This window comes from Streptomyces sp. NPDC028305 (genome assembly GCF_055569495.1).
Window position 1 is genome coordinate 147435 of record NZ_JBVHTN010000001.1, and the last position, 26052, is coordinate 173486.

General features: G+C 70.4%; 26 protein-coding genes. 7 read left to right on the plus strand and 19 right to left on the minus strand.

The window, feature by feature from the left end; all coding sequences use genetic code 11:
- Positions 1-21: 21 nt before the first annotated feature.
- The 3 genes from ACZ4WQ_RS00680 to ACZ4WQ_RS00690 all read right to left on the minus strand — a co-directional run bounded on the left by ACZ4WQ_RS00680 (position 22) and on the right by ACZ4WQ_RS00690 (position 2557).
- Complete coding sequence (locus tag ACZ4WQ_RS00680) at positions 22-687, minus strand: ArsR/SmtB family transcription factor (RefSeq protein WP_398370550.1); 666 nt, start codon at positions 685-687, stop codon at positions 22-24.
- 95 nt (positions 688-782) lie between these two features.
- A complete protein-coding gene (locus ACZ4WQ_RS00685) occupies positions 783-1655 on the minus strand; it encodes a hypothetical protein (protein WP_398370314.1) in 873 nt (290 codons plus the stop codon).
- 26 nt (positions 1656-1681) lie between these two features.
- The gene (locus tag ACZ4WQ_RS00690) at positions 1682-2557 is read right to left on the minus strand and encodes an AraC family transcriptional regulator (RefSeq protein ID WP_398370310.1); all 876 of its coding nucleotides are present in this window, start codon (positions 2555-2557) and stop codon (positions 1682-1684) included.
- Positions 2558-2646: 89 nt separating this feature from the next.
- Here ACZ4WQ_RS00690 and ACZ4WQ_RS00695 point away from each other — a divergent pair, with 89 nt between their 5' ends.
- Both ACZ4WQ_RS00695 and ACZ4WQ_RS00700 read left to right on the plus strand, forming a co-directional pair.
- Positions 2647-3681, plus strand: coding sequence for an aldo/keto reductase (locus tag ACZ4WQ_RS00695; RefSeq protein WP_311724933.1), 1035 nt, complete (start codon positions 2647-2649; stop codon positions 3679-3681).
- A 120-nt stretch (positions 3682-3801) separates the two neighbouring features.
- The gene (locus ACZ4WQ_RS00700; RefSeq protein ID WP_311724932.1) at positions 3802-4245 is read left to right on the plus strand and encodes a hypothetical protein; all 444 of its coding nucleotides are present in this window, start codon (positions 3802-3804) and stop codon (positions 4243-4245) included.
- Here ACZ4WQ_RS00700 and ACZ4WQ_RS00705 read toward each other — a convergent pair.
- Together ACZ4WQ_RS00705 and ACZ4WQ_RS00710 are read right to left on the minus strand one after the other, a co-directional pair.
- On the minus strand, positions 4242-5732 hold the full coding sequence (locus tag ACZ4WQ_RS00705) for an endonuclease/exonuclease/phosphatase family protein (protein WP_398370307.1): 1491 nt from the start codon (positions 5730-5732) through the stop codon (positions 4242-4244). The two genes, ACZ4WQ_RS00700 and ACZ4WQ_RS00705, sit on opposite strands and share 4 nt — an antisense overlap.
- A gap of 59 nt (positions 5733-5791) precedes the next feature.
- Positions 5792-6622: a YwqG family protein gene (locus ACZ4WQ_RS00710; protein ID WP_398370305.1), complete on the minus strand. Its 831-nt coding sequence runs from the start codon at positions 6620-6622 to the stop codon at positions 5792-5794.
- Between the two features lie 232 nt (positions 6623-6854).
- Here ACZ4WQ_RS00710 and ACZ4WQ_RS00715 point away from each other — a divergent pair, with 232 nt between their 5' ends.
- From ACZ4WQ_RS00715 to ACZ4WQ_RS00725, 3 genes are all read left to right on the plus strand, one after another.
- Entirely contained in the window at positions 6855-7298 is a 444-nt protein-coding gene (locus ACZ4WQ_RS00715) for a hypothetical protein (protein ID WP_398370303.1), read from the plus strand.
- 85 nt (positions 7299-7383) lie between these two features.
- The gene (locus ACZ4WQ_RS00720; protein WP_398370301.1) at positions 7384-7959 is read left to right on the plus strand and encodes a SigE family RNA polymerase sigma factor; all 576 of its coding nucleotides are present in this window, start codon (positions 7384-7386) and stop codon (positions 7957-7959) included.
- A 25-nt stretch (positions 7960-7984) separates the two neighbouring features.
- A complete protein-coding gene (locus tag ACZ4WQ_RS00725) occupies positions 7985-9211 on the plus strand; it encodes a TerD family protein (protein WP_311724927.1) in 1227 nt (408 codons plus the stop codon).
- A 49-nt stretch (positions 9212-9260) separates the two neighbouring features.
- On the opposite strand, the gene ACZ4WQ_RS00730 is transcribed toward ACZ4WQ_RS00725, so the two are convergent.
- The 3 genes from ACZ4WQ_RS00730 to ACZ4WQ_RS00740 form a co-directional block, all read right to left on the minus strand.
- A complete protein-coding gene (locus ACZ4WQ_RS00730) occupies positions 9261-10556 on the minus strand; it encodes an MFS transporter (RefSeq protein WP_385339518.1) in 1296 nt (431 codons plus the stop codon).
- Between the two features lie 201 nt (positions 10557-10757).
- On the minus strand, positions 10758-12236 hold the full coding sequence (locus tag ACZ4WQ_RS00735; protein WP_385339515.1) for an alkaline phosphatase PhoX: 1479 nt from the start codon (positions 12234-12236) through the stop codon (positions 10758-10760).
- 189 nt (positions 12237-12425) lie between these two features.
- The gene (locus ACZ4WQ_RS00740) at positions 12426-13934 is read right to left on the minus strand and encodes a hypothetical protein (RefSeq protein WP_311724924.1); all 1509 of its coding nucleotides are present in this window, start codon (positions 13932-13934) and stop codon (positions 12426-12428) included.
- Between the two features lie 404 nt (positions 13935-14338).
- On the opposite strand from ACZ4WQ_RS00740, the gene ACZ4WQ_RS00745 reads away from it, so the two are divergent.
- Positions 14339-16183, plus strand: a complete 1845-nt coding sequence (locus ACZ4WQ_RS00745) for an endonuclease/exonuclease/phosphatase family protein (RefSeq protein ID WP_398370298.1) — start codon at positions 14339-14341, stop codon at positions 16181-16183.
- Positions 16184-16290: 107 nt separating this feature from the next.
- Positions 16291-17184: a 4-hydroxy-tetrahydrodipicolinate synthase gene (gene dapA, locus ACZ4WQ_RS00750; RefSeq protein WP_398370296.1), complete on the plus strand. Its 894-nt coding sequence runs from the start codon at positions 16291-16293 to the stop codon at positions 17182-17184.
- A 23-nt stretch (positions 17185-17207) separates the two neighbouring features.
- Here dapA and dapD read toward each other — a convergent pair whose 3' ends face one another.
- From dapD to ACZ4WQ_RS00805, 11 genes are all read right to left on the minus strand, one after another.
- Positions 17208-18206, minus strand: coding sequence for a 2,3,4,5-tetrahydropyridine-2,6-dicarboxylate N-succinyltransferase (gene dapD, locus ACZ4WQ_RS00755; protein WP_398370294.1), 999 nt, complete (start codon positions 18204-18206; stop codon positions 17208-17210).
- Between the two features lie 44 nt (positions 18207-18250).
- A complete protein-coding gene (locus ACZ4WQ_RS00760) occupies positions 18251-18826 on the minus strand; it encodes a TetR/AcrR family transcriptional regulator (RefSeq protein ID WP_398370292.1) in 576 nt (191 codons plus the stop codon).
- Positions 18826-19146 carry a DMT family transporter gene (locus ACZ4WQ_RS00765; RefSeq protein ID WP_311724919.1) on the minus strand — a complete coding sequence of 107 codons (321 nt, stop codon included), beginning with the start codon at positions 19144-19146 and terminating at the stop codon, positions 18826-18828. The genes ACZ4WQ_RS00760 and ACZ4WQ_RS00765 overlap by 1 nt, the downstream gene beginning before the upstream one ends.
- A 117-nt stretch (positions 19147-19263) precedes the next feature.
- Entirely contained in the window at positions 19264-19602 is a 339-nt protein-coding gene (locus ACZ4WQ_RS00770; protein WP_311724918.1) for a metal-sulfur cluster assembly factor, read from the minus strand.
- Complete coding sequence (gene sufU / locus ACZ4WQ_RS00775; RefSeq protein WP_311724917.1) at positions 19599-20063, minus strand: Fe-S cluster assembly sulfur transfer protein SufU; 465 nt, start codon at positions 20061-20063, stop codon at positions 19599-19601. The genes ACZ4WQ_RS00770 and sufU overlap by 4 nt, the downstream gene beginning before the upstream one ends.
- Positions 20064-20074: 11 nt before the next feature.
- Positions 20075-21331, minus strand: a complete 1257-nt coding sequence (locus tag ACZ4WQ_RS00780; protein ID WP_311724916.1) for a cysteine desulfurase — start codon at positions 21329-21331, stop codon at positions 20075-20077.
- Between the two features lie 60 nt (positions 21332-21391).
- Entirely contained in the window at positions 21392-22159 is a 768-nt protein-coding gene (gene sufC, locus ACZ4WQ_RS00785; protein ID WP_311724915.1) for a Fe-S cluster assembly ATPase SufC, read from the minus strand.
- Positions 22160-22166: 7 nt separating this feature from the next.
- The gene (locus ACZ4WQ_RS00790; protein WP_014180620.1) at positions 22167-22490 is read right to left on the minus strand and encodes a bifunctional 3-phenylpropionate/cinnamic acid dioxygenase ferredoxin subunit; all 324 of its coding nucleotides are present in this window, start codon (positions 22488-22490) and stop codon (positions 22167-22169) included.
- Positions 22487-23659, minus strand: a complete 1173-nt coding sequence (gene sufD / locus ACZ4WQ_RS00795) for a Fe-S cluster assembly protein SufD (RefSeq protein ID WP_398370287.1) — start codon at positions 23657-23659, stop codon at positions 22487-22489. Before sufD ends, ACZ4WQ_RS00790 begins: the two co-directional genes overlap by 4 nt.
- An 85-nt stretch (positions 23660-23744) precedes the next feature.
- The gene (gene sufB / locus ACZ4WQ_RS00800) at positions 23745-25166 is read right to left on the minus strand and encodes a Fe-S cluster assembly protein SufB (RefSeq protein ID WP_311724913.1); all 1422 of its coding nucleotides are present in this window, start codon (positions 25164-25166) and stop codon (positions 23745-23747) included.
- Positions 25163-25975 (minus strand): helix-turn-helix transcriptional regulator, encoded by an 813-nt coding sequence (locus ACZ4WQ_RS00805; RefSeq protein WP_385339499.1) that lies wholly within the window; start codon positions 25973-25975, stop codon positions 25163-25165. The genes sufB and ACZ4WQ_RS00805 overlap by 4 nt, the downstream gene beginning before the upstream one ends.
- Positions 25976-26052 lie beyond the last annotated feature (77 nt).

A 26052-nucleotide genomic window follows, 5' to 3' on the forward strand; every position in this document is an offset into this window, starting at 1 on the left:
ACGGTGAAAAGTTGCGCCGGATCACTGCCAGGCGTCCGGCGCGAGCCCCAGCAGCTCACCGAAGGCCGCCTCCCCGTCGTCCGTCACTCGCAGCGCCCGCCCGCCGTCTTCCGTCCTCGCCACCCACTCCCGGCGCAACGCCACGCCGCACAGCCGGGCGCCGACCACTCCACCCAGATGGCGGCGGCGCTCGGTCCAGTCCAGGCAGGAGCTGGCGATCGGCCGGCGGCCCCGGTACTCCGACTCCAGGTCGACGCCCGCGCGGGCACACCACTCCCGCCCCGCGTCGGTCAGCTCGAACGCCCCCTCCGTGTACAGCAGCCCGCGCTCGGCCATGGCGTCGGTGATCGCCATGCCGAGCCGCCCCGCGAAGTGGTCGTAGCAGGTCCGCGCGCGGGCCAGCGGGTCGGACGCGGCGACGACCGGCACCGTGTACGGCGCGTCCCGGCCGGGGATGGCGTGTGAGGCGAGGGAGTCGACGAGGCGCGCGGTTTCCGCGTCGGCGATCCGTACGTACGTGTGGCGGCCCTGCCGCTCGGTCACGCAGATACCGGCGTCCAGCAGGCGGGTCAGGTGCCCGCTCGCGGTGGAGGGGGTCACCCCGGTGATCCGGGACAGCTCTCCCGCGCTCCATGCCCGCCCTTCGAGCAGAGCCATACACATGGCGGCTCTGGTCTCGTCAGCCATGGCGGCGGCAAGGGCAGCGAGGCGGGCGGCGGGCGGAGGGGAATCGGTCACGCCTCCATCATGCCCCAACACTTCGGCACCTGCCGAACCGTTCGCTAGCGGCCAGGTGATCCTTCGAGTTCGGCCAGGGCGAGCTCGTAGATGCGGTGCTCATCCTCGGTCACCGGCACTTCCCCCCTTCCGTCCTCGATCGCGGCGTCCAGCCACTCGTGAATGATCACCTCGATGATGTCCGGCACCCCCGTGCCCAACAGCATCTCGACCAATGGCCAGGCGTGCATCGTGATGGGAAACCTCGCGGCCCGGTGATGCACCCTGGCTTCCTGCCAGATCTTCCGTGCCGCCTCCGGGCCCTCGACCTGGGCCGCGTCGTACAGCAGACGGCACCAGCCGATGTCGATGCGGTCGAAACAGCCACTGAACTCACTGACCCAGGGATCGATTTCGGCGACCTCACGGAACAACGCGACTGCCGCGGCCCGCTCACCGGCGGAGTAGAGCTCGTGCGCCTGCCTCAACTTCGCGTCCAGCCGCCCCTGCGGCGTCGCCCCGTGCTTGGCCACATAGGCGTCCATTTCCGCGAGGTAGTCGCTGAGCTCGGCCGCGAGGCTCCCTATGTGTTCGGCATACCGCCACAGCTCATCGGTCTCGTCCTCGTCGATGCCGTGGGCTTCGGCTTCCCGCAGCAGTGCAATGGCCCGGTCGCTGTCCTCGTCCATCTGGTCCGGGTCCGCGCCGTCGTCCAGGGAGTCCAGCCAGCCGTACGCCCCGGCGAGCGCCAGGGCACCTCGCAGGTTCTCGTCCTCGCCTGCGGTCGCCAGATATGCCTCCACGGCCGACGCGACATGGGACCAGTCCGCCTCGTCGGTCAGCTCTCCGGCAGGGGTGAAGAACGCACCGAACTCCGACGGCAGCTTTCCGGAGATGACCATGCTGGTGACACTGGCGGGAACCGGTGGCAGGTCCATGCATCTTCCTTCAACGAGGTGGCGGGCTAGGACCGGACCGAGGCGCGTAGCCGGGCCGCGTCCTGGCCGGGGGGCAGTCCGTAGACGCTTCGGTATTCGCGGTTGAACTGGGTCGCGCTGACGTACCCGACCGCCTCGGCGGCCTGAGCCGCCGTCGTGTTGCCCGCGACCAGGCGCCGCCGCGCCTCCCGCAGCCGCAGGTGTTTCTGGAACTTGAGCGGGCTCATGCCGGTGGCGGCTTTGAAGTGCCGGTGCAGGGTCGCGGGGCTCATGTGGGCCACGGCGGCGATCCGGTCGATGCTGAGCGGTTCGGCGTAGTGGGCGAAGATCCATGCGGCCGCCGCGCGCACTCGGGACGCGGCGGAGTCGGCCAGTGACCACTGGCGCAGGACGGGGCCGAGCGGGCTGCGCAGCAGCCGGTAGAGGATCTCGCTCTCGATACGGGCGGCCAGGGGGCGGATGTCGTCGGGGGTTTCGAGGAGCCGGACCCAGCGGGTGACCGCGTCGATGAGTTCCGGTGACATCGGCGCGCTGAGCTGCCCGCCGACGGTCGCCGGTGAGGGCGATTCCGGCCCTGACCCGTCGAGCTCCAGCAGCAGCTCGGCGAGGACCGCGCCGTCGAGCCGCATGATCACGGACCGGTACGGCAGCTTCTCGAAGACGGCGGTGACGGGCAGGTCGAGCGTGTTCAGGAGCATCTCCCCGGGCGGGGTCACCCAGCTGCGGTCTCCCACGACAGTGCGCTTGGCACCGTCGGCGATGAAGCAGATCATCGGGTCGTACCGCACGTCGACGGGGTCGATCGGCTCGTCGACCGCGACCACCAGGAGCCGGGGCACCGGAGTCTCGGACCACAGGCCCCGCCCGTGGCGGTCGATGGCCGCGGCGAGCTCGTCCAGCATGGGACACACCCTTCTCGTGAGAGGATCAGGCAATCCTATGCGATCTGTGGCCCATGACGCCCGGCGGCCGCGTTCCTACCGTGGACGGCATGACACAGCACGACAGCAACCCCACGGACCCCACCGACCCCGCCGCCCTCCCGCACCGCAGGCTCGGCACCCAGGGCCTGGAGGTCGGGGCGATCGGCCTGGGCACCATGGGCATGACGATGGCGTACGGCGCCGGGGACGAGCAGGGCGGCATCGCCACCATCCACCGCGCCCATGAACTCGGCGTCACCCTCTTCGACACCGCCGAGCTTTACGGCATGGGCACCGGCAGCAACGAACAGCTGCTCGGCCGGGCCGTGAAGGGGTTCCGCGACGAGGTCGTCATCGCCACCAAGTTCGGCTTCGACCTGAGCGACCCCAGCAGGGTCGGGCACGCCATGGACAGCCGCCCGGAACGCATCCGCACGGTCACCGAGAACAGCCTGCGCTACCTGGACACCGACCGCATCGACGTGCTGTACCAGCACCGGGTCGACCCGAACGTACCCGTCGAGGACGTGGCCGGGACGGTGGGCGAGCTGATCGCCGAAGGCAAGGTGCGCTACTTCGGGCTGAGCGAGGCGGGCCCCGACATCATCCGGCGCGCCCACGCCGTGCACCCGGTGTCGGTGCTCCAGACCGAGTACTCGGTGTTCGAGCGGGCCGTGGAGGTCGAGGTGCTGCCGGTGGTGCGCGAGCTGGGGATCGGCTTCGTGCCGTACTCGCCGCTGGGCCGTGGCTTCCTCACCAGCGCGGTGAAGCCCGCCGCCGAGTACCCCGCGGACGACATGCGCAGCTGGGACGATCGCTGGCAGCCCGGCAACTACGAGAAGAACCTGGCCGCCGTCCGGGAACTCACCGCCCTCGCCGACGCCAAGGGCATCGCGGTCACCCAGCTGGCGCTGGCCTGGCTGCTGGCCCAGGGCGAGGACATCGTGCCGATCCCGGGCACCCGCAGCCCGCACCGCCTGGCGGAGAACGTGGCGGCCGCGCAGGTCACCCTCACGCCCGAGGACCTGGCCCGCATCCGGGAGATCCTGCCGCGCGGCGCGGCCGGCTCCCGCTACCCCGAGGAGATGATGCCGAACTGGTGAGCCCGTGCGGCGGGTGTGGACGCTGCGCCAAGCAAGAGGAGACGCAGCGTTAAGGACACCAGTGCCTTCTCACGTCAGCATTGAGCGCGTCGCTCAAATCACCGCAGACGGAGGAGCAGCATGAACCGCATGAGGAAGAGGCTCGGCGTCGTCCTCGGTACGGCCGCCGTGTTCGCCGGCACCGCGCTCGTCAGTGCCGAGCCGGCGGCGGCCATCCCCTCCCTGGGCGAGTTCTCTTTCACCCCCACATGGCTGGACAACGGGCGCAACGTCATGGTCAATCTGTCCGGAGGCGTAAGCGCGGGATACGCGGAGTGGCGCCAGGACCCGCGGAACGGGGCCCCCGGTGACGCCATGCGTGTGCACGACGACAACGCGGACGGGTACGGAATCGAGGCCGTCCTCACGTACGACGGGCGCAAGGCCACGACTCGGGGTCACAACTCGCCTTACACCAGCCCCTGGGCGACGGGGGACCTGGACGAAGACCGGAACTACCTCATGCGCGTGTGCGTGGTCAGGGGAGACGCCGAGAAGTGCACCGAAGCCGTGGTCACTGCCTAAGCGGCCGGGAGCGCCACCGTGCCGTAGAGCGTCCAGTGATCGGACTTGCCCGAGGTCGCGGACACCGCGCACCTGGTGAACCGTGCCGTCTTGGGCGCGAAGATGTAGTCGATCTTGTGCATGGGCTTGCCCTGGGCGTTGGCGTTGGAGGTCGGTGCCCCGGACCGCGGGGCATCGGGGTCGCCCAGCTGGCTGCATTCCAGATAGCGGTCGTACACCGGTATCAGCACCGTGCTGGGCCCTCCCTCGCCCTCCGTGGCCTCGGGCACCGGCGGCACCACATTCAGGTCGCCGCCGAACACCGGCCGATATCCTTTCGCCTCCCATTTGTCAGCCAGATTCCGCAGCTCTTTCGCCTGCTTGGTGCGCCATTCGCCGGTGTTGTCGTCATATCCCTTGCCCGCGCTGAGGTGGGCGGTGCAGGCCATCACCGCGCGTGAGGGGATGGCCGCGCACAGGGCGGTGCGCTGTTCCTTACCGGGCGGGGAAGTGAAGTCGTAGCGTTCATAAAAGGTGTTCTCATCGGGCACCGCGATGGCGACGCCGAAGGATCCCCGGTCCACATTGTCGGGTGCAGGGCCCATGGCGCACTGCTTCTGGAGGAGCGGCCCGTTCAAACGGTTGTGGATGGGAGCGAACCGAACGTCCCATCCGCGCTGGGTGGCCTCTTCCAGCATCTCCTCCACGTGTTTCGCGTATTTTTCGCAGAATTCCTGGAAGAAGATGACATCCGGCATCTCATGAGCGACCGGGTCCGCGAGCCGGGCCCGGATCTGCTCGTTGAACTCGGCATATCCGGGGCGGTCGGCGGACCATCCGCAGTTTGCGTTATGGTCGGCGCAGACATTCCAGGTCATGACGTTGAGACTGTGCGCGGCCGTCGGTCCCGCCGACGGCAGGGTGGCCCCGCCGGGGACCGGCTCCAGTACGAAGCGGCCCCAGGTGCCGGGGCTCGCGGCGGTGGCGCGCAGGGTGCCGTCGTCGCCCGCGGCCCAATACCGGTCGGCGTAGCCGTCGGCCACGCTCTTGAGGGTGACCCCGTACGAACCCGCCGGTGCGCCCGCGGGCGGCGCGGACCAGCTGGGTTCGTACTGCTGCCAGCTCCCGAGATTGGCGCCCCTGGCGCGCAGCATTCCCTCGCGCTCGCCGGCATCGGTGAACTCAGCCGTGGCGAAATAGCCGGTGGCCTCGGAGCGGAGGCTGATCGTCTTCGCGAAGTGATTGGTATGGAGAGTGAAGCGCTCCCACGAACCGACCGTGCTGCTTCGCGCGCGCATCCGCCATTCGTTCGCGCCGGTGTCACTCATCTCAACGCTGACATATTTGCCGTTCGCCAGCGACTTGAGCGCCCACTTCTGACCGGCCGACTTGGCGATCGGCCCGGCGTCCCCTGACACATCCGTGGCGAATGCGGGCGTCATGGACTGGACGCCCAGGCCCGCAATCAGGCCGCACAACGCCAGGAAGACATAGATGAAGCGCCGCATGTCTCCCCCATTACCCAGACATGACAGACACTACGCGGCAGCCGCGGACTCCACGAAGCTCAACAGCACTGCCAGGTGAAGATGGCCTTGTCGAAACGGCCCGCGGCGAGGTCATCGGGGCGGATCAGCCAGTACAGCGCACCGCTGTCGCCCCACATCATGTCCGCGTCCTCGTCGGAGTCGAGCTGCGCGAGCAGCACCCACCCCTCCGCCTCCTTCTCGATCCGCGGGTCCTCCCAGGACACCTCGCCACCCAGCGCGCCATGGGCCACCACGATCTCCACGGCGGTCTGGACGGACTGGGCGTGGCCGCCGATCTGATGCGCGACACCGCTCTCGTCATTCCACACCGCCCTCTTGAACGCGTCCGGAAGCTCGTCCTCGCCGAAGGCCGCGGTCAGCGCGAGCGAGTCGAAGTCGGGGGCGCTCGGGCCGACGCGGACGGTCAGCGGCACCTCCGGATACGGGGTGAGGCCCGCCGGAGCGGGCCGCTCGGGCGCGTCGGCGGACTCGGGCGGGAGGTGGAGGAGCCGGGCCCCGACCCAGGTGTCCGGATCGGCGGTGTCGACAAGTGCGTCGTCGTCCTCGTCGCCGTAGTAGAAGAAGGCGAGCCGGCCGTCCGCGGGCAGCGCTATGTCCAGCTGCTCCCTCGGCAGCGCGGCGCAGTCGACCTCCGCCACGAACGCCAGCGGCCCGCACCCCTCCCACACCGGCCAGTCCACCCCCTCGGGCAGCCGGGGCAGTCCGCCGAGCCGCCCGACGACCGGATCGTCGGCCTCGGCCTTCCGGAGGTGGGCGGCGGGGCGGGACAACGCGATCCAGCGGTCGGCGAGTTCGGCGGACAGGTGGGTGCGGGCCAGGGCGTGCAGCGCGTCAGGTGCGGTGGTCATGCGGCCATCATCGCGGGCGGGACCGACAGGGATGTGGCGGCCAAGGCCCTGGCCTCATTTTTCGGTGTGGCGGAACAGGGGTGCCGAACAATTCCGACCCCGGTGAACTCGGAGACGCAACGCCCCACAGCGACACCGTGCGAATCACGAACGCAGCCCACGGGGGTGGACGACGACCGCATTCGCACGACAGCAGCCATCGGGGCCTGGCCCACAGAAAGAGGACAAGATCGTGAACGCACAGAAGAGCATCACCTTGGCGATGGCGACCGCGGCCCTGGCCGGCGGACTCGCGCTGGCGGCTCCGGCCCAGGCAGTGAGCACAGTCCGGCCGACGGCCGCCGCGTCGGCCCAGCACGGCGTCCACATCGACGGATACGAGCCCGACTCGGTTGTCACGCGGGGCGCCTGCAAGGGCTGGATGAACACCAAGAAGACCAACGGTCACTGGTTCGCCCAGGGCGTCGTCCAGTCCTGGAGCGGCACCGACTGCGCCATGATCCTTCAGCGCAAGCACAACGGCGGGGCCTACAAGATGATCTCCGGCCAGCACATCGTCAAGGACCGCAAGGACTCCACCGGCTACTACTGGGACCACACGGGCTACAAGTCCCGGGTGTGCATCGCCAACCTCAACTGGCACGACACCTCCTGGCACTGCGGCAAGGGCATCTGACCACAGCTGACGTGCACCGGTCCTGAACCAACGCGGGCGCTCGGCACAGCCGGGCGCCCGCGCGCACGCTCGAAAGGAACCCGACATGAATGTGCGCGAGCACCTTGGCGAGACGCTGGAATTCGAGGATTACGTACGAAGGCGGCACAACGCTCTGCTGCGCACCGCCCGGCGCCTGGTCCCCGACCCGCTCGACGCTCAGGACCTTCTCCAGACGGCGCTTGCCCGGACGTACGACCGCTGGGACGGCATAGCGGACAAGCAGCTCGCCGACGCCTATCTGCGCCGCGTCATGATCAACACTCGCACGGAATGGTGGCGGGCCAGGAGGCTGGAGGAGTCCCCCACCGAGCAGTTACCGGACGCGAGTACCGGGGACTTCACCGAGCAGCACGCCGACCGAGCCCTGCTGATGGACGTCATGAAGGTGCTCACCCCGAAGCAGCGCACTGTCGTCGTGCTGCGGCACTGGGAGCAGATGTCCACCGAGGAGACGGCCGTCGCCCTGGGCACGTCGATCGGAACGGTCAAAAGCACGCTGCACCGCTCGCTCGCCCGGCTCCGCGAGGAGCTGGAGCGCCGCGACCACGAGACCGCACCTCCACACCCGCCGACGGGCTGCTCCGCGATCGGGATCGAGACGCAGGTCAAGGAACCGTAAAGCGGGGACGTTCGTTACCTCGGGCATGACCGCTATGACCTCCGGCTCGAACCTCCCCCTGCCCGTCGCGCGCGTGGCGGTGGACGTCACCGCCCCGGTGCGGCTGGACGTGTCGGGCCTGCTGCTCACCGCCAACGGCAAGGTGCGCTCCGACGACGACTTCATCTTCTACAACCAGCCCGCCGGCCCCGGCGTGACCCACCGCGCCGGCGCGGGCGGGGCGGGTGACACGATCACCGTCGACACCGCCGCCGTGCCGGGCGACATCGAGAAGATCGTGGTGACCGCGAGCCTGGACGCGCCCGGGGCGACGTTCTCGGGCACCGAGCCGACGGCCACCGTGCGCGGCGCGGACGACGGGGCCGTGATCGCCACCTTCACCCCGCCCCAGCTGGGCGCCGAGACCGCGCTCGTGGTCGTCGAGGTGTACCGGCGCAATGGGGTGTGGAAGGTCCGCGCGGTCGGGCAGGGGTATGCCAACGGGCTGGCGGGCATCGCCACCGACTTCGGTGTGACGGTGGAGGAGCCCGCCGCGGCCCCGGCCCCCGCTCCCGTACAGGCGCCGCCGCCGTCCGGCCCGCCCGCCGGTTTCCAGCCCCCGCCGATGCCCACCGCGCCGCCGCCCGCTCCCCCGGCCGCTCCCCCGGCCGCCGCGGCTCCGGCGCCCGGCGCGGGGAAGATCAACCTCGACAAGGGCCGCGTCAACCTCCAGAAGAACCAGACGGTGTCGCTGGTCAAGGGCGGCCGGCCGCTGCTGAGTTCGGTCAAAATGGGCCTGGGCTGGGAGCCCGCCTACCGCGGCAAGGACATCGACCTCGACGCGTCCGTGATCGCCTTCGGCGTGGACCGCAAGAAGATCGACGCCTGCTTCTTCGGCAAGCTCGCGATTCTGAACGGCGCGATCCAGCACTCCGGCGACAACCTCACGGGCGAGGGCGGAGGCGACGACGAGACCATCACGGTCCACCTCGGCGGGCTGCCCGCGGAGGTCACCGGCCTGGTCTTCACGGTGAACTCCTTCTCCGGCCAGAAGTTCACCGATGTCGCCAAGGCCTACTGCCGGCTGCTTGACGCGGGCACAGGCGAGGAGCTGGTCCGCTTCGATCTGACCCAGTCCGAGCCGCGCACGGGCGTGATGATGGCCAAGTTCATCAAGCAGTTCTCGGGCGAGTGGGAGATGACCGCGATGGGCGAGTACGTGGACTCCCGGACCGTGCGCGGCATGGTCAAGCCCGCCGGCCGGGCGCTCTGAACCTCCGCGGGGCAGCGAGCCGTGCCGCTGCCCCGCCGCGGCCGTGTCTTCAGACGGCTTCCGCGGCCGACCGGACCGTCCTGCCGGGCCTTGATGCGGGGGCCGTCGGCAGGTCGCGCGCGCGCCCGATGGGGGAGAAGACGAGGATGAGCGCGGCCAGCGGTACTCCGGCCGTCGTGATCCACATGGCTGTGCGGAGGTCGAAGACGGTGCCCAGCCATCCGCCGAGCAGCGCGCCCAGCGGGATCGTTCCGTAGTTGAGGAAGGATGTGCTCGCCGTGAGGCGCCCGAGGAGCTCCGGCGGGCAGTAGCGCTGCTGGAAGCTCGCCTTGATGACGTTTCCGGCCACCACACCCGCCGACACGAAGAATCCGCCGATGGCGAAGAGAAGGAGCCCGGCTCCGGCGGAGGCGGTCGGGATGAGCAGTGCGAAGATCGCGAACCCCAGCTCGAACAGCAGCGTGGCGCGGGCGGTCCCGATCCGGCCGGCTGCCCTGCGTGCGATGAACGCCCCGGCGATGCCCCCCGCGCCGGCGGCCGCGATGATTCCGCCGACCGCTCCGGGCGCCAGGCCCACGGTGTCGACGAGAAAGACGACCTGGATCGACTGATAGCCCATGAGCGCCAGGTTCGAGGTGGCTGCGAACAGCGTCAGGGTGCGGATCCAGGGGTCCCGGGCGACCAGCCGCAGCCCTTCGCCGACCTCGCCGAGCAGGGCTTTGGGGCGGACGGCCGCCCGGTCGCGGCGTGGCTCGCGATGCCGGATGCCCAACAGGCAGACGAGGGAGACGAGAAACGTCCCCGCGTTGGCGAACATCGCGTTCACCGCGCCCGCCACCTGCCCGATCAGACCGGCGGAACCGAGACCGGCGAGCTGCGCGGCTGACGCGCTGCCGTGCAGCTTCGCGTTGCCCTCCGCCTGGTCCTCGGGGGCGAGAATGCTGGGCAGATAGGCGCTGTAGGCGGTCTGGAAGAACACCGCGGCGGTGCCCGTCAGCAGCGCGATGACCACCAGCAGGCCGACGCTCAGCCGGCCGGTCCACGCCGCGACCGGAATCACCGAGAACAGCAGGAAGGACACCGCGGCGGCGGTCAGCATGACCGGTCTGCGGCGCATCCGGTCCACCCAGGCCCCGGCGGGGAGCCCGATGACCAGCCACGGCAGCCAGGCGGAGGCGCTCAGCACCCCGACTTCCAGCGTGGTGGCATCCAGGGTGGAGACAGCGATCAGCGGCATCGCCACGGAGGTGACGGAGGAGCCGAACTTCCCCGCGGTCTCCCCGCACCACAGCAGCCGGAAGTCCCGGTGCCGGCGCAGAAGGCCGACCCGTCTCTCATCACTCATCCGTTTCCCCGCCCACTTCGTCGCTCGACGTACCGAGACAACCTATGTTGCAGAGCTTCCTTTGCAAAGGGTCCTATGCAAAATATTCTCTGCAACTCGCGCACACGCGCATACGCGCATACGCGAACCGCCCCCGCTACCGCCGGGCGGCGGGAACGGGGGCGGAAGGAAGAGCGATGCAGAGCCGCGGAGAGGGAAAGATCAGCCGCGGGAGCGCTGGCGGCGCCAGGGGCCGGTGATGGCCAGCATGATGCCCGGCTCCTGGATGTTGGCGAAGAGGGTGTCGCCGTCGGGCGAGAAGCAGACGCCGGTGAACTCGCTGTACGCAGGCTCCTCGGCGGTGCCGCCCGCCGCGTCAGCGGCTGGTGTCAGCGCGAGTTCGTTGCGCGCGATCGGGTACGTGCGGCCGTCGTCCGTGGCGCCGAAGAGGTGCTGGACGCCCTCGCCGTCCTCGGCGATGACCAGGCCGCCGTACGGCGAGACGGTGATGTTGTCGGGGCCGTCGAACGCGCCGTCCTTGGACGGGTCGGGGTTGACGCCGAGCAGCACCTTCAGGGTGAGGGTGCGCCGCTTCGGGTCGTAGAACCACACCTGGCCGTCGTGCGCGACCGGGCTCTCCTCACGGGCGTACGAGGAGACGATGTACGCGCCGCCGTCGCCCCACCACATGCCCTCCAGCTTGCGCGCCCGGGTGACCTGGCCGGTGTCGAACTGCTTGCGCACCGAGACCGACTTCGCGTCGCGGTCGGGCACATCCACCCAGTCGACGCCGTAGACCGTGCCGGTCTGGGTCGCGCGCGACAGGTCGTCGACGAAGTTGCCGCCGGAGTCGAAGCACTTGGGGGCCTGGAGCACGCCCGCGTCGTCGGCGAGGGTGCCCAGCTTGCCGCGCCCGTGCTCGAAGCCGCGCGGCGGGACCCAGCGGTAGAAGAGGCCGTTGGGGCCGGAGGCGTCCTCGGTCAGGTAGAGGTGGCCGCGCTTGGAGTCGACGACGACCGCCTCGTGGGCGTAGCGGCCCAGCGCCTTGATCGGCTTGGGGTCGCGGTTGGCCCGGCGATCCCGCGGGTCGACCTCGAAGACATAGCCGTGGTCCTTGGTCATGCCGTTCTTGCCGGCCTTGTCCTCGGTCTCCTCGCAGGTGAGCCAGGTGCCCCACGGGGTGCTGCCGCCCGCGCAGTTGGTGGACGTGCCCGCGATGCCGACCCACTCGGTGACGTGGTCGCCGTGCTTGGAGACCTCGACGACGGTGCAGCCGCCGGAGGCCGCCGGGTCGTAGACCAGGCCCTCGATCAGCGGGACCGGGTGCGGCCAGTCGGCGCGCGGGCCCTTCAGCTCATGGTTGTTGACGAGCAGCGTGGCGCCGCGGGTGCCCTCGAAGGTGGCGGTGCCGTCGTGGTTGGAGGGGGTGGACTCGCCGGACTCCAGCTTGGTCTGGCCGGTGCGGGTGATGACCCGGTAGCTGAAGCCGGCGGGCAGGGCGAGGAGGCCCTTCGGGTCGGCGATGAGCGGACCGTAGCCGAGCCGGGAGCCGCCCCGCTCGGCCGCCGCGTCGGCGGTCTCGGTGGGCTCGGCGGCGAGCGCGCCGGGGGCGGTGGCGAGCACGCCGGCGCTGCCGACGAGGGCGACCCCGGCCCCGGTATAGGCGGAACTCTTCGCGAAGTCTCTGCGGCTGAGCGGCATCTTCGTCTCCTGATTGGCCAGATCTGTCCACCGACTGCGCGCATACGCTCCCGCCCCCGGTCGAACAACAGTTGAACTGGACGCGACATCGACGGACGGATTGGCGCCGGCGGGTTGAACCGCTCACCACCGCTCGCGGACCCCTCCGACGCCCGATCCCACACCCCGGCCGGCGCCGCCGGCCACCTGTCAGGCGCGCGAACGCGCCTTGAAGGCCGCCTTACGCGCCTGCTTGGCGGCCTGCTTGTCCGGGTGCAGCCGCCCCATCGCCTCCAGCACCTCAGCCGTCGCCGGGTGGTCCACCCGCCACACCGAGTCGAAGAAGGTCTCCGACTGCTCGACCAGGCCGCGCACCAGATCCCGCAGTTCGGCGGAGTCGCCATCCGCGGCGAGCTGCGCCGCGATGGTGTCCACCGTCAGCCAGAACACCATCTCCTCGGACGGCTCCGGGATCTCCGGCATCGCGCGCTCGGCCAGCCACACCCGGGCCAGGCCGCCCAGGTGGCGGTCGTCGAGCACCTCGCGCAGCGCGGGCTCGGCCGCGGGCCCGACCAGCGAGAGCGTCTGCTGGCAGGCCAGCCGGCGCAGCGGCGCGCCCTCGTCGTCGCCGCGCGCCGCGGCCAGCAGCTCGCCCGCGGCCTGGTCGGGCGTACGGCGCGCCAGCCACTGCTCGGCCTCGGCGCGCGCGGCCGTTTCCGGGTGCCCGGGGAGGGCGTCCAGCAGGATCTCCGCGCCCTTGTCGGCGAGGTCGCCGACGACCGGGGCGCCGATACCGGCGTCGAGCATGCGGCTGCGCACGCCGAAGACGCCGAGCGGGGTGAGCCTCACCATGCCGTAGCGGGAGACGTCGTCCTCGTCGGGGTCGAGCCGCGACTCGGTGGTCTCGGGGAAGCGGCCCTCGCCGTCGACCTCTTCGATCAGCGCCTCGTCCACGGGCTGGTACTCGACCAGGCCGGTCGGCTCCAGCATCCGGAACTGGTCGTCGAGGCGCACCATCGCCTCGGAGATCTCCTCGAGGATGTCGTCGGTGGGCTCCTCCATGTCATCGGGGACGATCATGGCGGCGGCGAGCGCGGGCAGCGGCACGGCGCGGCCGGAGTCCTCCTCGTCCAGGGCGGTCAGCAGATACAGATTGCCCAGCACCCCGTCCAGGAAGTCGGCCTCCTCCTCGGGGTCCCAGTCGATCGCGTCGAGGTCGAGCTCGCCGTCGTCGCCGATCTGCTCGACGATCTCGGCGAGGTCGGGGGCCGCGGCGTCGGCGAGCACGGTCTCGAAGCCGCCGAGCCAGATGTCCAGGATGTCCCGCGGGCTGCCCTCGGTGATCAACCGCAGGTCCTCGCCGGGGGTGGCGATCCCCGTGACCCCGTCCTCGCCCGGCTCCGGGCCGGCGTCCGCGTCCGCGTCCCCGGTCTCCGCCGCGGGCTCCTGGACCTCGATCAACCCGGTGTCGACGGCCAGCTGCCAGGCCTCCGCCGCGTAACCCGGCCCCTCCTCGTCGGCGCCGAGCCCCAGGTGCTCGGCCGCCGCCCGCAGGTCGGGCTCGGTGAGTACGCCGCCCGCCGCGACCGCCCTGCGCGGTCCGGCCCAGCGGGCGAGCCGCACCGCGCGAGCCAGCAGCGGGGCGGCGAGGGCGTCCCTGGCGAGTTCGGCCTCGGAGCGAAGCCGCACGGGCGGCATGGTGGGGCGGTCTCCGGGCATCGGCGGAGTCATCTCCTCGGGAGCGGATGAAGCAGACGAAACGGATGAACGAATAGTGGAACGAGTGGGAAGGGTCTTGCTCGGGAGGGGCCCGGCGCTGCGGGCGCGACCGGTCCCAGCCTAGACGGAAGGTGGGGCGGTTTCGTCCCGATGTGCCACCGCGGGGGCGGCAGCCCGTGAATTCGGCCAACCATCCGCCGTCGGACTTGGACGGCCACGGCCCCGGGCGCCGGAGCGCGACGGGCGCCGCGCCGTGCGCCGGTTCACTCCTGACCTGGCCGTACACCAGCCGTTCCTTGACAACCGCACGGGCGACGACAGACATTGACGCGCGTAGAGGATTGTTCCGTCGCCACCACAACGCCTGTGTTCAGCTCCGCACTTTCCTCATCGGAGGCACCGCCATGTCCCCACGCGCCCCGCGCGGACCCGCCACCGTCACCGCCGTCGTGGCCGCCGCCCTCGCGGCCGGGCTGCTCATCGCCCCGCAGTCCGCGTCCGCCGCCGAGGTACGGATCCACGACATCCAGGGCTCCACCCGGATCTCCCCGTTCGCGGACCAGCAGGTGTCCGGGGTGCCCGGCACGGTCACGGCGATCCGCGCCTTCGGCTCGGCCCGCGGCTTCTGGCTCCAGGACCCGCACCCCGACCGGGACCGGGCCACCAGCGAAGGGATCTTCGTCCACACCGGTTCGACCACCCCGTCGGTCGCCGTCGGGGACGCGGTGCGGGTCTCCGGGACGGTCGGCGAGCACTACCCGGGCGGCACCGGCGCGGGGCTTCAGTCGGTCACCGAGCTCACCCGGGCGACTTGGACGGTCGAGTCCTCGGGCAACGCCCTGCCCGCGGCCTTCGCGCTCACCCCCTCCGCCGTCCCCGACCGCTACGCGCCCGCCGCGCCGGGCGGCGGCAGCGGCAACAGCGGCAATATTGAAGGGCTGCGGCTGCGCCCGAACTCGTATGCCCTGGACCGCTACGAGTCGCTGGAAGGCATGCGCGTCTCGGTCAAGGACGCCCCGGTCGTGGGTCCCACCTCCGCGTACCACGATCTGTGGGTCACCGCCGAGCCCGGCCACTCGCGCACCGCGCGCGGCGGCGCGCTCTACAGCTCGTACGGCGACCCGAACTCCGGCCGGGTCAAGGTCGGCTCCCTCATTCCGTTCACCCAGCGCCCCTTCCCCGTCGCCGATGTGGGCGACAAGCTGACCGGCACCACCGAGGGGCCGCTGGACTACGACAGCTTCGGCGGATACGAGATCCAGGCCACCGCGCTCGGGCAGCTCGCGGACGGAAACCTGGCGCGGGAGACCACCCGCAAGCAGCAGGCCGACGAGCTGTCCATCGCCACCTACAACGTGGAGAACCTCTCCCCCAAGACCGCGCAGACGAAGTTCGACCGGCTCGCCTCGGGCCTGGTGCGCAATCTCGCCACGCCCGACATCGTCGCCCTGGAGGAGGTGCAGGACGACAACGGCCCGACGAACGACGCGGTCACCAGCGCCGGGCAGACGCTGAAGAAGCTCACCGACGCGATCGCGGCGGCCGGCGGCCCGGCGTACGAGTGGCGGCAGATCGACCCGGTCGATGACCAGGACGGCGGGCAGCCGGGCGGCAACATCCGGGTGGCCTTCCTCTTCAACCCCGCGCGGGTCTCCTTCACCGATGTCGCGGGCGGCGACGCCACCACCCCCGTGCGGGTGACGGACGACCACGGCAAGGCGGGGCTGTCGGCCTCCCCGGGCCGCATCGACCCGGCGAACCCGGTCTGGAAGGGCAGCCGCAAGCCGCTGGCCGGGCAGTTCTCCTTCCGCGGCCGCCCGGTCCTCGTCATCGCCAACCACTTCAACTCCAAGGGCGGCGACCAGGGCCTGGACAGCCGGTTCCAGCCCCCGGCCCGCCGCTCGGAGACCCAGCGCACCGGCCAGGCCGGGGTGGTCAACGCCTTCGTCAACAAGCTGCTGGCCGTGGACCCGAGCGCCCGGGTCGTGGTCGTGGGCGACCTCAACGACTACCAGTTCTCGCCCGCGCTGGCCGATCTCACCGCCGGCGGGGTGCTCACCGACCTGGTCACCGCGCTGCCGGAGAACGAGCGCTACGGCTATGTCTACAACGGCAACTCGCAGGTGCTGGACCACATCCTCACCAGCCGCGCCGTGCGCCGCCCCGACTACGACATCGTGCACATCAACGCGGAGTTCGCGGACCAGTCCAGCGACCACGACCCGCAGATCGCCCGAGTGAAGCCGTAGCGCTGCTGAAGTGTCCGGCCAGCATAATTAAATAGACCTGTACGGCGAAGGGGCCCAGAATCCAGCGCAGGAAGCCACCGACCCCTGCCACACGGAGTGTGCACACCATGCCCCTGGGCCCCTTCGGCCGTACCGCCGTCGCCATGATCACCCCGTTCGGCGCGGACGGCGCCCTCGACCTCGACGGCGCACAGCGCCTGGCCACCCATCTGGTGGACCGGGGCGGCTGCGACGGAATCGTGGTCAGCGGCACCACCGGCGAGTCCCCGACCACCTCCGACGCCGAGAAGGAGGCGCTGCTGCGGGCCGTCGTGGCGGCCGTCGGCGACCGGGCCCGGGTCACCGCCGGGGTGGGCAGCAATGACACCCGGCACACCGTGGAGCTGGCCCGAGCGGCCGAACGGGCGGGCGCGCACGGCCTGTTGGTCGTCACCCCGTACTACAACCGCCCGCCGCAGGACGCCGTGGCGGAGCACTTCCGCACCGTCGCCGACACCGTCGGCCTGCCGGTGATGCTGTACGACGTCCCCGCCCGGACCGGCACCGAACTCGCCGCCGACACACTGCTGCGGCTCGCCGAGCATCCGCGCATCACGGCCGTCAAGGACAGCGCCTACGACCTGTCGAAGGCGGCGAAGGTGATGGCGGCCACGGATCTCGCCTACTTCTCCGGCTGCGACGAGCTGAACCTGCCGCTGCTGGCTATCGGCGCGGCCGGATACGTCAGCGTCGTGGCCAACGTCGCCGGGCCGCAGGTGCGTTCGGTGCTGGACGCGTACGACGCCGGGGACACGGGCGAGGCGGCCCGGCGCCATCTGGCCCTCGCGCCGCTCGTCGAGCGGATGATGTCCGCCGGCGCCCCGGGCACGGTGACCTCCAAGGCGCTGCTCGGCGCCCTCGGGCTGCCCGCGGGCCCGGTGCGGGCCCCGCTGCTCCCCGCCGACGGAGAGCTGACCGACGGGCTGCGGGTCGTGTACGACAAGGTGGCGGGCGGCCTCTGACGAGGACCGCCCGCCCGCCCTGCTCAGTTGTGGCTGTGCAGCGCCTCGTTGAGGCCGCCCCACGAGCCGCTGCGCGGCAGCGCCTCGACCGCGCCGCTGACGGAGTTGCGGCGGAAGAGCATGTTGTCGACGCCGGACAGCTCCAGCGCCTTGATGATCGTGCCGTCCGGCACGGTGACCCGGGTACCGGCGGTCACATACAGGCCCGCCTCGACGATGCAGTCGTCGCCGAGCGAGATGCCGATGCCCGCCTCGGCGCCCAGCAGGCAGCGCTCGCCGAGGGAGATCGTCTGCTTGCCGCCGCCCGACAGCGTGCCCATGATCGACGCGCCGCCGCCGATGTCCGAGCCGTCGCCGACCACGACGCCCGCGCTGATCCGGCCCTCGACCATGGAGGTGCCCAGCGTGCCGGCGTTGAAGTTGACGAAGCCCTCGTGCATGACGGTGGTCCCGGAGGCCAGGTGGGCGCCGAGCCGGACGCGGTCGGCGTCGCCGATGCGCACCCCGGCGGGGATCACGTAGTCGGTCATCCGCGGGAACTTGTCCACGCCGGTCACCGCCAGCTGGAGCCCCTCGGCGCGGGCCGCCAGGCGGGCCCGCTCGACCTGGTCGACGGCGACGGGGCCGAGCGAGGTCCAGGCCACGTTGGCCAGCAGGCCGAAGATGCCGTCCAGGCTGAGGCCGTGCGGCTTGACCAGGCGGTGGCTGAGCAGGTGCAGCCGCAGATAGGCGTCGTGCGCGTCGAGCGGCTTGTCGTCGAGGGAGCCGATGACCGTACGCACGGCCACGACCTCGACCCCGCGGCGCGCGTCCGGCCCGAGGGCCCCCCGGGCGGTGTCGCCGAGCAGCTCGGCGGCGCGCTCGTCGCTCAGCCGCTCGGTGCCGGCCGGGCCGGGCTCGGCGACCAGCTCGGGGGCCGGGAACCAGGTGTCGAGGACGGTGCCGTCCTCGGCGAGGGTGGCGAGACCGGCGGCGGCTGCGCCGGTGTGGGTGGTGCTGGCGGTGATGGGAGCGTCGGTCATGGTCAGAACGCTAACCGGAGGCGGGCCCGGGAGGCGAACCGGTCTCAGCGAGCGGTCCCGGACGGCACGCCGTCGCCGTCCTCGCCCATGATCCGCGCCAGCGCCGCGCGGGTGCCCTCGCGGTCGTAGGGGCGGCCCGTCAGCAGGGCCTGGAGGGCCATCCCATCGATCAGGGCCACCACCGCGCGCGCCGCGGCGGGGTCGGGCACGAGCCGACTCAGCACCCGGACCATGCCGTCCACCCACTCCGCGGCGACCGGCCGCACCGCCTCGTGGCGCAGCGCGGAGAGACACAGGTCGTACTCCAGCACCAGCCGCTCCCGGTCCCCGGCGAACAGCTCCTCGACCCAGCGCGCCAGCTGCCCGGCCGGTCCCACGGCCGGGTCGTAGCGCTCCGCCCAGCGCTCCACATCCGCCAGCCACTCCTCGTTGACCTTCCGGAGCGCCGCGACCAGCAGATCGTCGAGGGTGGCGAAGTGGTACGTGGTCGAGCCCAGCGGCACATCGGCCGCGGCCGCCACGGCGCGGTGGCTGAGCCCCGCGATGCCGCGCTCGCGGACCACGGCGACCGCGGCGTCGATGATGCGCCGGCTCCGCTCGGGGTCGTAGCGGCGGGCCATCAGTGGGCCCCGCCCAGGTTGAGCACGATCACCCCGGCGATCACCAGCAGCACCCCGATCACCTTGGCGGCGGTCGCGGCCTCGCCGAGGAAGACCATGCCGATCGCCGCGATGACGGCGGTCCCGGCCCCGGCCCATATGGCGTATGCGGTGCCGACCGAGATGGTCTTGAGCGTCTGCGCGAGCAGGGCGAAGGCGACCACATACCCGACCACGGTGACCAGCGAGGGCCAGAGCTTGCTGAAGCCTTCGCTGTACTTCATCGAGGTGGTGGCCAGGATCTCGGCGGCGATCGCCCCCGCGAGTGTCAGATATCCCATGCGTACGAGTGTACACAACGATGCGTACGACCGTACGCAACGGATCACCGGAATACGCGAAAGGCCCCCGCGCGGGGTGCGCGGGGGCCTTTCGGGGTGTGGCTCGGACGGTGTGGCTCAGACGTTGAAGCCGAGCGCGCGAAGCTGCTCGCGACCGTCGTCGGTGATCTTGTCGGGGCCCCACGGCGGCATCCAGACCCAGTTGATCCGCAGCTCGTTGACGATGCCCTCGGTGGCCGACTTCGCCTGGTCCTCGATGACATCGGTCAGCGGGCAGGCCGCCGACGTCAGCGTCATGTCGAGGGTGGCGATGTTGGCATCGTCGATGTGGATGCCGTAGACGAGGCCCAGGTTGACCACGTCGATGCCCAGCTCGGGGTCCACGACGTCGTACAGGGCCTCGCGGACCTCTTCCTCGCTGGCCGGCTTGACGGCCGTTTCCACGTTGTCACTCATGCGATCTTCCCTTCGGCGCGCTCGCCCAGCGCCTGGGCGGTCGCATCCTTCCACGCCATCCAGCTCAGCAGGGCACACTTCACCCGGGCCGGGTACTTCGAGACGCCGGCGAACGCCACCGCGTCCTCCAGCACCTCCTCCATCGCGTCGTCCGGCTCGGTCTTGCCCTTGGACTGCATCAGCTCCAGAAACGTTTCCTGGATCTTGCGCGCCTCGTCGAGCTCCTTGCCGACCAGCAGGTCATTGAGCACGGACGCGCTGGCCTGGCTGATGGAACAGCCCTGGCCCTCGTAGCTCACATCCTCGATGGTCTCGCCGTCGAGCCGCACCCGGAGGGTGATCTCGTCCCCGCACGTCGGATTGGTGTGGTGTACCTCGGCGTCCCCGTCCCTGAGCCCCCGCCCGTGCGGGTGCTTGTAGTGGTCGAGGATCACGTCCTGATACATCGAATCAAGCTTCACGCGGCACGCCCCTACCCGAAGAAGTTCCGAACGTGCTCCAGGCCCTCGACCAAGGCGTCGACCTCGGCCGGGGTGGAGTACAGATAGAACGACGCTCGCGTGGTCGCGGGAATTCCGTACCGCAGGCAGACGGGGCGGGCGCAGTGGTGGCCGACCCGGACCGCGATGCCCTCCTCGTCGAGCACCTGGCCCACATCGTGGGGGTGGATGTCGCCGAGCGTGAAGGAGATCGCGGCGCCGCGGTCCTCGGCCGTGGTCGGGCCGATGATCCGCAGATCGGGGACCTCCAGCAGCCTGCGCACCGCGTACTCGGTGACCGCGTGCTCATGGCGGGCGATGTTGTCCATACCGATCGAGGTCAGATAGTCCACGGCCGCGCCGAGGCCGACGGCCTGGGCGATCGGGGGCGTACCGGCCTCGAACTTGTGCGGCGCGGGGGCGTAGGTGGAGGAGTGCATCGAGACGGTCTCGATCATCTCGCCGCCGCCGAGGAAGGGCGGCAGGTCCTCCAGCAGCTCCTGGCGGCCCCACAGCACGCCGATGCCCGTCGGGCCGCACATCTTGTGGCCGGTGAAGGCCACGAAGTCGGCCTGAAGCGCCTGCACGTCCATCGTCATGTGCGGGGCGGCCTGCGAGGCGTCGATCACGACGAGGGCGCCGACCTGCTGCGCGCGGCGGACGATCGCCTCGACCGGGTTGACCGTGCCCAGGATGTTGGACACCAGGACGAACGAGACGACCTTGGTCTTCTCGGTGATGATCTCGTCTATGTTCGACAGGTCAAGACGGCCGTCGTCGGTGAGGCCGAACCACTTCAGCTTCGCGCCCGTGCGCTGCGAGAGCAGCTGCCAGGGGACGATGTTGGAGTGGTGCTCCATCTCCGTGATGACGATCTCGGTGTCGCTGTCCACGCGGTAGGGCTCATCGGCCCAACCGAGCATGTTGGCGACGAGGTTGAGCGACTCCGAGGCGTTCTTGGTGAAGATCACCTCGTCCCGGCTCGGCGCGTTGATGAAGGCGGCCACCTTGTCCCGGGCGCCCTCGTACAGCGCCGTGGCCTCCTCGGCGAGCACATGCACTCCGCGGTGCACATTCGCGTTGTGCACCTCGTAGTACTCGCTGAGTACGTCGAGCACCTGGCGCGGCGTCTGCGAGGTCGCCGCGTTGTCCAGGTACACGAGCTTCTTGCCGTCGTGGACCAGCCGGTCCAGGATCGGGAAGTCCTTACGGATCGCCTCGGTGTCGAGGAGGCCCGGCAGCTGTGTCATGTCCCTGCGCCTCCGTATCCCGCGCCGAATCCCTCGCCGCCGAAGCGGCCCCTGTCGTCGTCACTCACTCGTCGCGCCGCCCTTCACATAGGCCTCGTAGCCCTCTTCCTCCAGCTTGTCCGCGAGCTCGGCGCCGCCGGACTCGGCGATCCGGCCCGCCGCGAAGACATGGACGTAGTCGGGCTTGATGTAGCGCAGGATGCGCGTGTAGTGGGTGATCAGCAGGGTGCCGACCTCACCGGTCTCGCGGACGCGGTTGACGCCCTCGGAGACCACGCGCAGCGCGTCGACGTCCAGACCGGAGTCCGTCTCGTCGAGGATCGCGATACGGGGCTTCAGCAGCTCGAGCTGGAGGATCTCGTGGCGCTTCTTCTCACCGCCGGAGAAGCCCTCGTTGACGTTCCGCTCGGCGAAGGAGGGGTCGATCGAAAGGCGCTCCATGGCCTCCTTGACCTCCTTCACCCAGGTGCGCAGCTTCGGCGCCTCGCCGCGGATGGCGGTGGCCGAGGTGCGCAGGAAGTTGGAGACGGACACCCCGGGGACCTCCACCGGGTACTGCATGGCGAGGAAGACGCCGGCGCGGGCCCGCTCGTCGACGGACATGGCCAGCACGTCCTCGCCGTCCAGGGTCACCGTGCCGCCGGTGACCTGGTACTTCGGGTGGCCCGCGAGCGAGTACGCGAGCGTGGACTTGCCCGAGCCGTTGGGGCCCATGATGGCGTGCGTCTCGCCCTGCTTCACGGTCAGGTCGACGCCGCGCAGGATCTCGCGGGGGCCGCCTTCGGCCTCGACGGAGACGTGCAGGTCGTGGATCTCAAGCGTTGCCATGGGTGCCTCAGGACTCCTGGGTGACGGAGACGAGCACGTCGTCCCCTTCGATCTTTACGGGGTATACGGGGACGGGGCGCGTCGCGGGGAGGCCGGACGGCTTACCGGTACGCAGGTCGAAGCTGGAGCCGTGCAGCCAGCACTCGATCTGGCAGTCCTCCACCTCGCCCTCGGACAGCGACACGTTCGCATGCGAACAGATGTCGTTGATCGCGAAGACCTCGCCCTCGGTGCGCACGAGCGACACGGGCACGCCGTCAAGCTCCACCCGCTTGGGGGTGTCGTCTTCCAGCTCGCTCAGCGCGCAAGCGCGTACAAAGGTCTGGCTCATGCGACGGACGCCTCCAGCTCGGCCTCGATCTTGGCGATCAGGCGCTCCTCCAGCTCGGGGATGCCGATCTGCTGGACGAGCTCGGCGAAGAAGCCGCGGACGACCAGACGGCGGGCCTCGTCGGCCGGGATGCCGCGCGCCATCAGGTAGAACAGCTGCTCGTCCTCGAAGCGGCCGGTCGCGCTCGCGTGGCCGGCGCCGACGATCTCGCCGGTCTCGATCTCCAGGTTCGGCACCGAGTCGACGCGCGCGCCGTCGGTCAGGACGAGGTTGCGGTTGAGCTCGTAGGTGTCGGTGCCCTCCGCGGCGGCGCGGATCAGCACATCGCCGATCCAGACCGCGTGGGCGTCCTTGCCCTGGAGCGCGCCCTTGTAGGCCACGTTGCTCCGGCAGTGCGGGGTGTCGTGGTCGATGAAGAGCCGGTGCTCCTGGTGCTGGCCGTTGTCGGTGAAGTACAGGCCGTAGAGCTCGGCCTCACCGCCCGGGGCGCCGTAGATGACGCGCGGGTGGAGGCGCACCAGGTCGCCGCCGAAGGTGACGACCACGGACTTGAACGTGGCGTCACGGCCGACGAGCGCGGTGTGCTGCGCGGCGTGGACGGCGGTGTCGTCCCAGTCCTGGATGGAGACGACGGTGAGCTTTGCGCCGTCGCCGATCAGATACTCCACATTGGCCGCGAGGGTGGCGTCGCCGGTGTGGTCGATGACCACGACGGCCTCGGCGAAGGCGCCGACCTCCACGACCTGGTGGCCGTAGGCGGTGCCGCCCTCGCCGTGCACGGAGATCCGCACGGGCTCGGTGAGCACGGTCTCCTTGGCGACCGAGACCACCGAGGCCTTCTCGAAGGAGCTGTACGCCTGCGCCGCGACCCGGTCGACCGGCTTGCCGGCCTTGCCCAGGCGCGGGTCCGTACGGTCCACGGTCTCGGCGGTGACACCCTCGGGGGCGCTCACCTCGACCCGCACACCGCCGGTGGCCTCGGCGGTGCCGTCGTGCAGACCGCGCAGCCGCTCCAGCGGAGTGAACCGCCAGTCCTCCTCGCGGCCATGCGGCACCGGGAAGTCGGCCACGTCGTACGACGCGATGGCGCCGACCCTCGCATCGGTGGGCTGGCCCACCTGGATGGCACCGTCCGTGGTGGATCCGGCCGGAATGGTTTCAGCAGCCATGGCAGCTGTACAGCTCGCTTTCTGGTGACGTACCTCGGCCCTCCCTCAGGACGGCCGCCGCGGGTATCGGGGGAAGGGTCCGGCGTCAGCCGACCGCGCCTTCCATCTGCAGCTCGATCAGCCGGTTGAGCTCCAGCGCGTACTCCATGGGAAGCTCGCGCGCGATCGGCTCGACGAAGCCTCGCACGATCATCGCCATGGCCTCGTCCTCGGACAGGCCGCGGCTCATCAGATAGAAGAGCTGGTCGTCGCTGACCTTGGAGACGGTCGCCTCGTGGCCCATCGACACATCGTCCTCGCGGACGTCCACATAGGGGTAGGTGTCCGAGCGGGAGATGGTGTCGACCAGCAGCGCGTCGCACAGCACATTGGACTTGGAGCCCTCGGCGCCCTCGCCGATCTCGATCAGACCGCGGTAGGAGGTGCGGCCGCCGCCGCGCGCCACCGACTTGGAGATGATGTTCGACGAGGTGCGGGGCGCCATGTGGACCATCTTGGCGCCGGCGTCCTGGTGCTGGCCCTCGCCCGCGAAGGCGATGGACAGGGTCTCGCCCTTGGCGTGCTCGCCCATCAGGTAGACGGCCGGGTACTTCATGGTCACCTTGGAGCCGATGTTGCCGTCGACCCACTCCATGGTCGCGCCCTCGTAGGCCACGGCGCGCTTGGTGACCAGGTTGTACACGTTGTTCGACCAGTTCTGGATGGTCGTGTAGCGGCAGCGGGCGCCCTTCTTCACGATGATCTCGACCACCGCGGAGTGCAGGGAGTCCGACTTGTAGATCGGCGCGGTGCAGCCCTCGACGTAGTGGACGTACGCGTCCTCGTCGACGATGATCAGCGTCCGCTCGAACTGGCCCATGTTCTCCGTGTTGATCCGGAAGTAGGCCTGGAGCGGGATCTCCACGTGCACGCCCTTCGGCACGTAGATGAACGAGCCGCCGGACCACACCGCCGAGTTCAGCGAGGCGAACTTGTTGTCGCCGACCGGGATCACCGAGCCGAAGTACTCCTGGAAGAGCTCCGGGTGCTCCTTCAGACCGGTGTCGGTGTCCAGGAAGATGACACCCTGCTCCTCGAGGTCCTCACGGATCTTGTGATAGACGACCTCGGACTCGTACTGCGCGGCGACACCCGCGACCAGGCGCTGCTTCTCGGCCTCCGGGATGCCCAGCCTGTCGTAGGTGTTCTTGATGTCCTCGGGCAGCTCTTCCCAGGAGGCGGCCTGCTGCTCCGTGGAGCGCACGAAGTACTTGATGTTGTCGAAGTCGATACCGGAGAGGTCCGAGCCCCAGGTGGGCATGGGCTTCTTCTCGAAGAGCTTGAGGCCCTTCAACCGGAGCTTCAGCATCCACTCCGGCTCGGACTTCTTCGCCGAGATGTCGCGGACGACCGCTTCGGAGAGGCCGCGCTTGGCCGCGGCACCGGCCACATCGGAGTCGGCCCAGCCGTACTCGTAGTTGCCCAGCCCATCGAGCTCGGGGTGAGCAGTCTCCGTGGGGAGAGTCATTCGGGGTTCCTCCCGGCCGTGCTGGCAGATGCTTTGGTGGTCTTGGTCTTGCTGAGGATCTTGCTGGGGGACGCCTTCTCGGCCTTGCCGGTCCCGGGGATGTAGGTCGTGCACACCCCGTCGCCATGGGCGATGGTGGCCAGACGCTGCACATGAGTCCCGAGCAACTGGGAGAAGACCTCGGTCTCCGCCTCGCACAGCTGCGGATACCGCTCGGCCGCGTGGGCGACCGGGCAGTGGTGCTGGCAGAGCTGTTCGCCGACCGGTGCGCTGCGCGCCGTAGCAGCGTACCCGTCCGCGGACAGTGCGCGGGCGAGAGCTCGGGCGCGGGCCTCGGGCTCCGCGGCCTCGACGGCCTCGCGGTACGCCACGGCCTGGGCGGCGAGCCTGGCACGCGCGAAGGCGGCGACCGCCTCGCGGCCCTCCTCGCCTCCGCCGGCGCTCTGCTCGATCCAGCGCAGGGCGGCCACGGCCAGCTCGTCGTACGCCTGGTCGAACGCGTCACGCCCGCAGTCGGTGAGCGCGAAGACCTTGGCCGGGCGGCCGCGGCCGCGCGCCCCGTACACCCTCTTCTCGCGGGGCTCGACGACGCCGTCGGCGACGAGGGTGTCGAGGTGGCGGCGCACGGCCGCCTGGGTCAGCTCGAGCCGCAGGGCGAGCTCGGCAGCGGTGGACGGGCCGTGGTCGAGGATGGAGCGGGCGACCTTGTTACGGGTGCCGTGCTGCTCATCGGGCGCGGGCACGGGCACGACGGACCGCGCGGCCGACTCGACCGCGCGTTCCGCCGGAGCTTCGCTCGCGTATTTCACAACGCCATTGTTGCGTAATTCCCGGCAAAGGTACAAGCGCGGTCCCCCCGACCCCCCGGTGGAGTGCGTCACTAAGG